The sequence below is a fragment of the Mucilaginibacter sp. P4_C11 genome (assembly GCF_056402115.1).
On sequence record NZ_JBFUIA010000011.1, the window covers coordinates 1 to 12,376 of the forward strand.

Consider the following 12,376-nt stretch of genomic DNA (forward strand, 5'->3'; position numbering starts at 1 on the left):
CCTTATCTCTTACACCAGCGTGCTGCCGAATAAACAATTGCCCACATGATTTACACTTATATCGCTGTTTTTTATTCTGCTTGCCCCACTTTATTACATCCGTGCTCTTACAGGTCAAACACGCCTTTTTTTGACGATTTCATATAACAAAAAAAGCAAATTGAAACCGATTTCAATTTGCTTGATGTATATTCCTTTATTACAGTCGATTACAAATATTMTACCAACTATTTTTGGCAATTATATCAAAAGTTTTCAACGCTTAAATAAGATTTTTTTTAAAAAAAATCTCCACATATCTTAATTGCTGAAATATTAATATATTTGGTTGACCTTAAACCAAATATACCTATTTATCGCAATTTTACTGCCGATAATTATTTTATGCAGTTTTGCCACGTTTACTGATTTATCCGGGAAATGGTATGGCAAGTTAACTACGGCCGACAACACCCCTTATCCTTTAACTTACAACTTTACCATGCTCGGCGACTCGGTGGCTGGGACCGCTAAAAGTACGCTCGGGGAGTTTCCCATCGAGGAAAGCCGGCAGGATACCACCGGGCTTCATTTTAAAGTTACGGTAAACGGCCTGGATATTTTCCATACCGCGAAGCTTTACCAGGATTCGATAGGTATGGACATTAGCCTGAATGGCTCTGTTGTTCATTGTACGCTTGGCTGCCCGCCAGCGGCTGTTTTGGTACTGCCGAAGAGTATAAAGACAAGGAAGGCCATTTACTATTAAAACGCACCTACAATATCAAGGGAAGTACTGCCGAAATGTTGAGCACGTATTACGTGTACGACGACCTGGGCCACCTGGCTTTTGTGCTGCCCCCAGGCGCAAGTCCCGATGCCAATGCGGCAATCTCTCAAAGCACGATAGATACAAGGTGTTACCAGTACCGTTATGATACCCGTGGCAGACTGTTCCAGAAAAAAGTACCGGGCCGGGGCTGGGAGTTTATGATCTATAACACGCTCGATCAGGTAGTGGGTATCCAGGACTCAGTACAGCGGATGAAAGCGCCGCAGGAATGGACGGTAAGCAAATACGATAATATGGGCAGGCCGGTAATTATGGGAATATTGCAGTATGGGGCCACAGCAGGAGTTGATAACCATGTAACGGTGCAGGGCCTTGCCGATGCGGTAAGCACTTTGTGGGAAACCACCACCACAACAGGCAACGGCTATACGGCCAATGCCTGGCCTGCCACGTTGAATACCACGCTGAACGTAAGCTACTATGACGTGTATACCAATATCCCTGGTTTACCGGCAAATTACTTCAATGCCGCCTATACCCCGCTAACCATGGGGATGCAAACGGCCACCAAAAACCTTGTACTGAACACCACCGGCGATTACCTGTGGACGGTTCCTTATTATGACAAGGAGGGTAAAGTGGTGCGCACATACAGCCAGCATTACCTGGGCGGCTCGTCGGGCTTAAGCCCGTATAACTATGATGATGTATCTATCGGGTATAATTTTGTAAAACAGGTTACCTCCAATTACCGGGTGCATTATATCAGCAACGCTGCCAAAACGGCCCGGATCCAGAAGCTGCTATCGTCAGAAAGTTATTCATACGATCATATGGGCAGGCGCAGATCGAACGCCAGCCAGTTGCAGGACAGCATCAACACCATCCAGGGGGCTGTACGGGTATCGCTGGCCAGCTATAATGAAACCGGACAGCTGATTAAAAAAGGGCTGCATTCCATTAACGGCACATCGAACTTTTTACAGAACCTGGATTATAGGTATAACCCAAGGGGCTGGCTTAGTTATATCAATAACCCTACCCTGAGTGCTGATGGCGGTACTACCAACACCGATCTGAACGACCAGTTTGGTATGGAACTGAAGTATGATAATGCCACCTCATCGCGGCCGCAATACAACGGCAACATAGCCACCACTACGGTAAAAACGGGCAGTGTATCGGGCACCGCGTTCAGCGCCTTTACTTATGATTACCGGTACGATAAGCTGAACCGGCTGAACGATGCGGTATCTACTACAGCTACCACCAAAGATGGCTTTCACAGCGAATATGCCACCTATGATAATATGGGCAATATCACCAACCTGGGCAGGTATGATAAGATTGGTCCAAACCGTACCGCGATTGATACGTTGACTTACACGTATATCGGCAACCGGGTAGACCGAATTGACGATGCATCTGCCTATGCAGGTACTTTCGGGTTTACCAACGGTGTAAGCCAGGCGGGAGAGTATACTTACGACGGCAACGGCAACCAACTGAAAGATTTAAACAAAGGGTTGACGGGTTTCACGTACAACCTGCTGAATCTGCCGCAAACCGTTACCAGATCGAACTGGAATACCACGGTTTACGTTTATGATGCAACAGGCCGGAAATTGCGAAAATTGTTTACGGCGGGTACTACCACCTACATTACGGAATATATTAACGGCATCCAGTACGATTATTCGGGCAGTACGCCAGTTATCGCTTTTATTCAAACAGAAGAAGGCAGGGCACGAAAGGCAGGCGCCTATGTTTATGAATATGACCTGAAAGACCACCTGGGCAATACACGGATCACCACTACCTGGGACCCGGCGGATGCTACCCAGCTGACACCCAAAAACGCACAGCATACCGATTATTATGCGTTTGGATATACCATACAAAGTTTAATGGGAACGATACCTTTTCCTAAAAACGAGTACCTTTATAATGGAAAGGAATTGCAGGAGGAAACGGGATTGTATGATTACGGCGCACGGTTCTATGACCCGGTGATTGGGAGGTGGAATGCGGTGGATCCGATGACGATGTTATATCCATCATACACACCATACGCCTATTCTCATGATAATCCAGCTGTTTTCAATGACCCTAACGGAATGGATGTATTGAATGGCTTTAAGGATGAATGGGAAGCAAAAAAGAGTGCCGAAACAAATTTGGCTAATGTTACCAAATTGGGAGATAAAAAAGCTATAAAAGATGCTACTAAATCACTAAAACAGGCTAATAAACAATTTGAAAAGGTAAACGAAAAGTTCCAAGCAACAGAAAATTTAATTGCCGCTGTAAAACAGTATGATCAGCCGTTATTTGAACAAATGGACAATTTAAAAGATGCAGGGGGGACCTCAGTAGATGTTGTTGTAAGGGCGGTTGATGCTGATATGTTCTCAAATATGGAAGATAATTCATCTACGGATAAATTACTTGGCTTGGGACGCCAAGGAGAAGGTATAGCTTTAGCAGAAGGGCAGCGTAATGACCAGGGCAGTTTAATATTTAAAAACGGTCCATCAGGAACATATATGCCCGTGAGGAGTGCTGGTATGCTAGGTTTCCCAGGCGATGGAGATAATAAGGCTTCCGTATATTTGAGGATTGGACAAGATGCCGAATGGTTAGCACACGAATTCGGTCATTTACTATATACCGTTGGAAATATGCTGCAATATTATAAATTTTTACTTAACCACCCTACAACTGATGGTCATGGTGCAGGAGATCCGAGCGGAAAAAGTGCAGAGAAAGCTCAATCAGATTATAGAAAATTAAAATCAAGTAGTAAACAATGAAAACTAAATTAATATTATTGCTCCTCTTTTTTTCAAGAAACGTTTTTTCTCAAGTTGCAAATGTTAAGTTGAGTCAAACATTTGTTATTCATGTTTTTATGGATAGAAACGAAGGTATACTTGATGTTGACTCGTTTATTAAAAATACAGATAAGGTTAAGACAATAGACAATATTGGATTTAATAAATTAGTTTTTTTATCGTTCAGTGTAGACGATTTATATCCTGAGAATGATTCTTTAGATGTTGATAATAAAAAACTATTTTCATGTAACTATATAATAGCATACAACAAAATACAAAACAGGATTTATCATCTTAAAGGATTTAAAACCAACGACTTTAAAGAGTTTTATATTTACGAAGTAGCTAATTCGCTCAAAAAGAAAGGCAGTGGCATTGCTAAGTTAGATGATTATAAAGCATTTCTTTCTGAATTTAAAGTCCCTGGGTTAAATCTTGGCTGTTTATATGAGTCTGTTATTTTAAAAGGCAAAGGCGGTAAATCAGGTTGCTTAATTTCATGTTTCCAAAGAGATAAAACTGCTCTTGTAGCCAGATAATTTGAATCCTTTCTCCTGCAATCACGAGGGCTTTTTGCCCCCCAGTTGCCGCTGAGCCTCCAGCCTTGTGGTCCGCTGATAGGTAAACGCCATACTAAGTAATAAATATGCAACACTCGGATGTTTAATTTCATCCGGGTGTTTTTTTGTATACCCGCAGCTCGCGTAAAGGATAGAAACGGGTACCGGCCTGTGGCTAATGCCTGTGTAGTATGAGTGTATAGCCTGGCGCCGCTTCTACCAGCGGCGTACGCCATGATTTGAGCCAAAAGTTAAAATTCAAAAGTCAAAAAAACACTGCATTATCTTGGCGGCTCGTCCTCGTTGAGCCCATATAACTATGATGACGTATCCATTGGTTATAATTTTGTAAAACAGGTAACCTCCAATTACCGGGTACATTATATCAGCAATGCAGCCAAAACGGCCAGGATCCAGAAGCTGCTATCGTCCGAAAGTTATTCGTACGATCATATGGGCAGGCGCAGATCAAACTCCAGCCAGCTGCAGGACAGTACCAATACCATCCAGGGCGCTGTGCGGGTATCACTGGCCAGTTATAATGAAACCGGGCAGCTGATTAAAAAAGGACTACACTCCATTAACGGTACCTCCAACTTTTTACAGAACCTGGATTATAGGTATAACCCGAGGGGCTGGCTTAGCTATATCAATAACCCTACATTAAGCGCCGATGGCGGGACTACCAATACCGACCTTAACGACCAGTTTGGTATGGAGCTGAAGTATGATAATGCCACCTCATCGCGACCGCAGTACAACGGCAACATAGCCACAACTACGGTAAAAACGGGCAGCGTATCAGGTACATCGTTCAGCGCATTTACCTATGATTACCGGTACGATAAGCTGAACCGGCTGAACGACGCGGTATCAACCACTGCTACCAGTAAGGATGGTTTTCATAGCGAGTATGCCACCTATGATAATATGGGCAATATCACCAACCTGGGCAGGTATGATAAAATAGGCACCACCCGTACAGCGATAGATACCCTGACGTATACGTATATCGGTAACCGGGTAGACAGGATTGACGATGCATCTGCCTATGCAGGTACCTATGGGTTTACCAACGGGGTAAGCCAAACGGGGGAATATACTTATGACGGCAACGGCAACCAGTTGAAAGATTTGAATAAAGGCTTGACCGGTTTTACGTATAATATGCTGAACCTGCCGCAAACGATAACCCGATCGAACGGGAATACCACGGTGTATGTTTATGATGCAGCAGGCCGGAAGCTAAGAAAACTGTTTACTGCGGGGGCAACCACGACAACGGATGAATATATCAATGGCATCCAGTACGAATACACCGGCAGCGCGCCGGTTATCGCGTTCATCCAGACAGAAGAGGGCCGGGCACGGAAAAGCGGGACAGCCTACGTTTACGAATATGACCTGAAAGACCACCTGGGCAATACCCGGTTAACGACCACCTGGGACCCGGCAGATGCTACCCAGCTGACACCCAAAAATGTGCAGCATACCGATTATTATGCATTTGGGTATACCATACAAAGTTTACAGGGTACTATATCATCTCCTAAAAATGAGTACCTTTATAATGGAAAGGAATTACAGGAGGAGACAGGATTGTATGATTACGGCGCAAGGTTCTATGATCCGGTGATTGGGAGGTGGACGAGTGTGGATCCGTTGGCGGAAAAGTCGAGGAGGTGGACGCCTTATAATTATGTAATGGATAATCCTCTCAGGTTTATCGATCCTGATGGAATGGAGCCTTGTTGCGGCACCTTCCCAGTAGGTGAAGATCCTGACGACAGTCCATCCGCGCAAAAAGGATTGCTTAGACCGCCTACAAGCGGTGACAAGTTGACCCATCCGGTTTATTCGACAATAAGAAGCATTGCGTTCAGCATTGTTAGCGGAGTGGGCCTTAACGCTGTGGATGATAATATAGCCGACATGAGTTCAAAGGGATCTGGATCCGGCAAGACAGAACTTGGGGCGAACGTCCTGAATGCAGCGATGATATTGTCTTCTCTTGCAGATGGAGGTGGAGGCGGAGGAAAACCCACAATAGAGCCATTGGGAGAAATAATACCAGATAATGCTATCGTGGTTCGAGGAGGAATGAATACGCCTGAAAGTTTGGCTAAAATTAGTACTGAGACTCATCCAAGCGGGGTAGTGGGAGTTTCAACACATACTGGAGAAGCACCCGTCGAACATTTGGCAGAAGGATTGCCAAATGGCAAAGTTGGAGTTACAACGGTCCGTGATGTGCGCGCGGCAGGGGGCGACGTAATACGTACACAAGGCCAAAGCATCTGGCATGCTACCTTGACCAAGTTGCCGCCTGAGATTGCTAGTAGGCTATTAAATCCAGTTTTTAAAAACCCAGCTTTAAAAAAATAATAATATAAAAAACATGATTTCCGAAGACGAATTAAATCAAATTGAGTTCCGGTGTTCAAAAACTCAAAAAGGCCCATGGAAAGCTTACATAGAAGGTAGAGATCACGAAGCTGGGTCGGATTTTATCATGACAGGTTCGGAGGAAGATCGTGGTCAAGATATTGAGTTATTGGGCGCGACTGAAGCAGATTACGATTTCATAGCTAACGCAAAACAGGATATTCCTTATTTAATTGAGGAAATCCGAAAGCTGAAAAATCAGATGGGTCTGTAAAATAAACTGTGTCGCTCAGCTACCGCGAGGGCTTGTTGAACGCTACCGCAGGCCTCCAGGCCTGTGGTACTCATGCAAGGCAGGGTGCTTGTTGGATAATATAAAGCTGTAGAATAAACAGAGCCTGGCGGAGATGCCGGGCTTTGTTGTTTAATGGGCGTAAGCTTTTCTTGCTTTAGCATCCCTAAGAAAAGTGTCAATGATATTAAACAGCACTGATTTGGTGTTACCGTCCAGCGTTTCGATATCTTCCAGGCGCTTAACAGTTTCGTTGTTATAGGATGCATGTTTGCCCCAAGCTGGCGCACGCGTGTCGCGTGTGCCCCGCTGATAGGTATGCGCTATGCAAAGCCAATTTCAAATCCCGGATGTTTAAGAGCATCTGGGATCTTTTTCATTTGTTTATTAATGTTATCTAATCATTGTAGCTTTATAAAGCTAAACCAATCACCAATGAGCAGAAAATATAAATTTTTAAATAAAGAGGGGTTATACTTTGTAAGCTTTGCCACAGTTAACTGGATAGATGTTTTTACAAGGCCGGTTTATAACGAGGTAATAACAGAAAGTTTAACATATTGCAAAAATAACCTCGGCATGGAATTATATTGCTGGTGTATCATGCCCAGCCACATACATTTAATTTACAGGGCAAGGGATAATAATCCGGAAGTAATATTAGGCAGGTTTAAAGAATTTACAGCGAAAAAATTAGTTAAGGAAATTGAGGGCAACTTCCAGGAATCTCGCAGGGAGTGGATGTTATCGATGTTTAAAAAGGCGGCTGCAAATAGCAGTAACGTTACAAGCTACTAGTTTTGGCAGCATCATAACAAACCTATTGAACTATGGAGTGCCCACGTTATCCAACAAAAAGCCGACTATATTCACAACAATCCGGTAGCGCCCGACTTTGTTGACGAACCATGGTACTGGAAATATTCAAGCGCTATTGATTATGCCGATGGTAAAGGACTCGTTGATATTGAATTTTTGTAAATGACAAGATTTGTGCTAAACAACTTGGCACACGCGACACGCGTGCGCCAGCCTGGGGGGGTAGACAAAAGAAAAACGAAAAGTCTTAATATCAGAAGCACACTATTGTCATTAGTAATGCCACAGCCTTCCCTGTTGTCCGTAGTCTACCGCAGTTCGAATGTCTCTTCGAACGGCTATGCTTTTAGTTTGCAACTACCGTATTTCCGCTAAATATAGAACACCCGGATCCTTAATTTCATCCAGGTGTTTTTATCTACCGGCGGTTCGCAATAGGGATAGCAGCGAATACCGGCCTCGCGCTTAATGCCTGAGGCCGTATAAGCGAATAGCACGGGCCGCAGGCATTGCCATGATTTTTAAGTCAAAAAACAATGTTCGGGAAGAAAGTACCGGGCAAGGATATTAACCGCGATACCTACGCTATTGTAACCCAATAATTAAACAGCAATTATCGCACGATAGATTACCGTTTTAACATCCGGGAGCAGCTTACCAGTATCAATAATAGTGTAACGATGACACCCTGAACGACGATAATACTGATTTGTTTGGGATGCAAATGTATTATGAAACCAATGATGCAAACCTTAACAACTGAGCTTATTATAACGGGTGCCCCAATTCGGTTAAATGGATGTATAAGGATGCCGCGGGCAATAAAAGTTACGAGGGGGCATTTACGTATACTTATGATGCTGTGGGCAGGTATACGGCATCGGGCTATGAAGAGCGAACGAGTGCCGCTACTACCTCTTTTGCAGCAGGGCACGGCTGGGACGAGGCCATAACCGGTTATGATGCCAACGGCAATATCACAGGCCTTATGCGTAATACAAGTACGCAGGGATCGGGTACGCCGGTACCGATAGATAACCTTACTTACACTTACGATCCTAATATTGCCGATAAGCTCAATAACATACCCGATGGCACCGACTCGGGTTATACGGGCGCAGGCTTCATGAACCTCGCGGCTTCAACGGTGTCATATACATATGATGCCAATGGCAACCTGCCAAGCTATCCCCGGAAATTGCATATAATGTGCTTAACCGTACAGGTAAAATATCTTTTACATCCCTGGACAGCATTATCGCCCGGGTTAAAATAGACACTGCCACTATGAGGACCAATATGATCATCGCGATTGCCCTTCGGGCCGAAAAACTAGACGTAAGGCTGTCGAGAGTGCCGGTGCAACCCAGCTCGGCCCCGGACAATAAATACATTATTCAACGGCCGGATTTTGAAGGCGATTTTTTTCGCTTTGCAAATTATTGCGGCAACTGCAAACCACACACAGGTTTGATACGAGCGGTGGATTTTGTATCGGGTAAGTGTTTGTTGCGGTTATTAGGTGATGGGTTGTTGATAGACGAGCGATTTATGCACGAAGTGATGTATAGCAGGAAACAATTTGCTAAATCGTTTAAAACGCGACGGAACGAATATATTACAATACCCACAAATTTATTATCTCAAATCTTTGGATTTATGGTTTTCAAATAATATTTTCGTAAAACTTAAACCAATCACAAATTTATGAAAAATACTCCCTATAAGCTAGGTCTATCAAGCAAACAAGCATTAAATATCAGTTAAGGTTATAGTATTACTTGTGGCTAATAAAGGTTATCCGCCTTTATTTATTCGCACGGTTATAACCGCTGAATGGCATGTTTGATCAGCCCTGCTCAAAGCAGCAACCTTTAATTACAAATTCAATTTTAAATAAATGAAATCATTTTTTCTTTTGGTATTGGCTGTACTATTTTCAGCTTTATCTTCTTACGCGCAAAATACATTTCCGGCTACTGGTAATGTTGGCATCGGAACAACATCCCCGGCAACTAACCTTCACATTGTCGGCACCGGTACAAATACCGACGGTGATAATGCGCACCCTTTGAATGGAGGCGGTTTAGTTGTCCAGGGAAATACTGGAGCAAGATCGGCTGTCGCAGGTGCGCAGTTAGAATTCGCAATTCCTGCAAATACCGACGGCACCAATATATGGGGACAAGGACGAATTATAACTGTAGCGGGCACAGCTACTGGTTCTAACGCTACCGGAAAAATGATTATCGGTACCAGGAGGTCGTTCAATAAATTAGGAACAGGAAATCAATGGTATTATGGCGATGACCTGGTTATTGACGGAGCCGGAAATATTGGGATAGGGACATTAACACCGCGTGAGGCCTTGTCGGTAAATGGTAATATTCGTTCAAAGCAGATTAAAGTCGAAATAACCAACTGGCCTGATTACGTTTTCAGAAAAGATTATCAGCTCCTATCTCTCACTGATGTAAAAACCTACATCGATCAAAATCAGCACTTGCCGGATATGCCATCCCAAGAGCAGGTTGCTAAAGATGGCCTAAACCTGGGCGAGATGAACAAGCTGCTGGTTAAAAAGATGGAAGAAATGACGCTTTATATGATAGAAGCCAGGGAAGAGATTAATGAATTAAAAAAACAAGTACAGGATTTAAAGAATCCCAATAAATAGGTAAATGAAAAAAGTATTACTACTAATACTGGCTGGTTTAGCCAATATGCATTTTTCCAACGCGCAAACCAAAACTGTTACGGTTGATGCTAACGATATATTAAATAATAACACCAAAATAGTAGCCCAAACCTCGGCCGGGCAAATATTTTTTACTGGTCATCAGCTAGGAGCTGGCTATTATTATCCGGCTGGAATTTTCCGGGCGATAACAGACAATAATAATAATGCTGCAAACTATTACTATGATGGTATAACAAATGGCAATACAAATTTCAGTGTAAGGGCTGACGGACAGGGATATTTTGCAGGGAACGTTGGTATTGGAACAAATAGCCCATACGCCAAGTTTACTGTTTATAATAGTGTTCCCCTGGGCTCGGTAGCAAAAAATAACGTATTGCTAAGTTCGGTAAGCAGCACCGCGGGTACGGCAAATAACTTCAAAAACAATCTTTGGATTGTACGTAACGCTGCCGGCAGCGACTGGACGACGGCAAGATTGCACGACGGAATTTCTGTTGACGTATCATTTGGCAACCCCCAAACGGATACCAGGACCTGGTGGGAAAGGGATCCGAACCAGGATATACAATCCTGGGGGACGTCTGGTAGTACCTATTTATCCATTAATGCTGGGAATGTGGGTGTAGGAACAATAGATACCAAGGGCTATAAATTCGCCGTGAACGGCAATGTCATCGCAACATCTATGACTGTTAAATTATATGCTAACTGGCCCGATTACGTTTTCAAAAAAGACTATACGCTGCCCACTTTAACCGATGTGAAAACCTACATCGATGAAAATCATCACTTGCCCGAAATTCCATCTGAACAGGAGGTTGCCAAGAACGGCATCAACCTGGGCGAAATGAACAAACTATTGCTTAAAAAGGTGGAAGAGTTGACACTGTATTTGATTGAGAAGGACAAAAATGAAAAAGAAAATACTGCTCAGCTTAAGTTCATGGCGCAAGAACTTGCTAATCTGAAAAAACAAGTTACCCACCTCAATAAAAAACAACCGAAATGAAAAAGTTAATATTCTTATTTGTCTTCCTGATACCAGTATTGGCAAAGGCGCAGTATAGCAATAATATAGTGGGCGATAATGCCACTATATATGTATATGTAGGTACAATTAATGTTTCTCCATCAGATTTGGGCAATTTTAATAAATTAAAGGTAGACATATTTGGTAGCGCCTGGGAATCTGATACCAACGGCGAAACCACTTACTACATAGCAAACCGCAACGGCTTAAGTGTAAACCAGGTTACCTTGGGTAGTTCAAGCGGTAACAGTTTTACCTTAAAAGCGTACCAAAGCGGAACGTCTACCAATTTTTATGTCGTTACCACGGGTGCCAGGTATAAAGCCTTTTCTATCAAATCATTCCTGCTTTCAGGCGGGACTACAGCCAATCAACTGGTTACCTTGTCTACTACAACCACGGCACCAGCCAATGAAGTTGCATTAAATGTTGTCCCGGTTATGTATACAGATCTTAACGGTAACCTGGGCTTAAACACCTTAACTCCCGATCCGGCGTACCGTTTATCAGTTAACGGAAAAATAAGGGCTAAGGAAATTAGAGTAGAAACAGGTTGGGCTGATTATGTTTTTGATAAAAGCTATGAATTGGCATCTCTTACCAACATAAAAGCTTTCATCGACCAAAACCACCACCTCCCCGAAATTCCATCTGAGCAGGAGGTTGCCAAAAACGGTATCAACCTGGGCGAGATGAATAAACTATTGCTTAAAAAGGTAGAGGAATTGACTTTGTATTTGATTGAGAAGGATAAAGAGGTGAAAGCGCAATCGCAAAATAATTATACTCTTGAAACAAAACTAAAAATACAGCAGGAACAAATTGATAGATTAAACAAGAAAATGGAGTTGCTTGCCGACAAAATCAAATAAAGCCATGTAGCTATCATAAAATTAAACCAATTAACCGCTATCAATAATTCTTCACAACATGTTGAATTAATAAATACAACGATTGTAATCAGCAACATGATTTTT

11 protein-coding genes are annotated in these 12,376 nt (G+C 43.0%); 9 read left to right on the top strand and 2 right to left on the bottom strand.

The window, feature by feature from the left end; all coding sequences use genetic code 11:
* Positions 1-118 (bottom strand): IS1/IS1595 family N-terminal zinc-binding domain-containing protein (locus AC1DU2_RS11790; RefSeq protein WP_477356830.1); only part of this gene is annotated, 118 nt, incomplete at its 3' end.
* A gap of 345 nt (positions 119-463) precedes the next feature.
* Positions 464-670, bottom strand: coding sequence for a hypothetical protein (locus AC1DU2_RS11795; protein ID WP_477368078.1), 207 nt, complete (start codon positions 668-670; stop codon positions 464-466).
* Here AC1DU2_RS11795 and AC1DU2_RS11800 point away from each other — a divergent pair.
* From AC1DU2_RS11800 to AC1DU2_RS11840, 9 genes are all read left to right on the top strand, one after another.
* Positions 670-3,585: an RHS repeat domain-containing protein gene (locus tag AC1DU2_RS11800; protein ID WP_477384572.1), complete on the top strand. Its 2,916-nt coding sequence runs from the start codon at positions 670-672 to the stop codon at positions 3,583-3,585. The genes AC1DU2_RS11795 and AC1DU2_RS11800 overlap by 1 nt on opposite strands.
* Entirely contained in the window at positions 3,582-4,148 is a 567-nt protein-coding gene (locus tag AC1DU2_RS11805) for a hypothetical protein (RefSeq protein ID WP_477368072.1), read from the top strand. Before AC1DU2_RS11800 ends, AC1DU2_RS11805 begins: the two co-directional genes overlap by 4 nt.
* 324 nt (positions 4,149-4,472) lie before the next feature.
* Positions 4,473-6,554: an RHS repeat domain-containing protein gene (locus tag AC1DU2_RS11810; protein ID WP_477384574.1), complete on the top strand. Its 2,082-nt coding sequence runs from the start codon at positions 4,473-4,475 to the stop codon at positions 6,552-6,554.
* A gap of 13 nt (positions 6,555-6,567) precedes the next feature.
* Entirely contained in the window at positions 6,568-6,828 is a 261-nt protein-coding gene (locus AC1DU2_RS11815) for a hypothetical protein (RefSeq protein WP_477368066.1), read from the top strand.
* Between the two features lie 453 nt (positions 6,829-7,281).
* The gene (locus AC1DU2_RS11820) at positions 7,282-7,644 is read left to right on the top strand and encodes a transposase (protein ID WP_477384576.1); all 363 of its coding nucleotides are present in this window, start codon (positions 7,282-7,284) and stop codon (positions 7,642-7,644) included.
* 820 nt (positions 7,645-8,464) lie between these two features.
* Positions 8,465-8,941 carry a hypothetical protein gene (locus tag AC1DU2_RS11825; protein ID WP_477368359.1) on the top strand — a complete coding sequence of 159 codons (477 nt, stop codon included), beginning with the start codon at positions 8,465-8,467 and terminating at the stop codon, positions 8,939-8,941.
* Positions 8,942-9,565: 624 nt separating this feature from the next.
* Positions 9,566-10,342: a hypothetical protein gene (locus AC1DU2_RS11830; RefSeq protein ID WP_477384578.1), complete on the top strand. Its 777-nt coding sequence runs from the start codon at positions 9,566-9,568 to the stop codon at positions 10,340-10,342.
* Positions 10,343-10,346: 4 nt separating this feature from the next.
* Positions 10,347-11,378: a hypothetical protein gene (locus AC1DU2_RS11835; RefSeq protein ID WP_477384580.1), complete on the top strand. Its 1,032-nt coding sequence runs from the start codon at positions 10,347-10,349 to the stop codon at positions 11,376-11,378.
* The gene (locus AC1DU2_RS11840; protein ID WP_477384582.1) at positions 11,375-12,271 is read left to right on the top strand and encodes a hypothetical protein; all 897 of its coding nucleotides are present in this window, start codon (positions 11,375-11,377) and stop codon (positions 12,269-12,271) included. The genes AC1DU2_RS11835 and AC1DU2_RS11840 overlap by 4 nt, the downstream gene beginning before the upstream one ends.
* Positions 12,272-12,376: the final 105 nt, after the last annotated feature.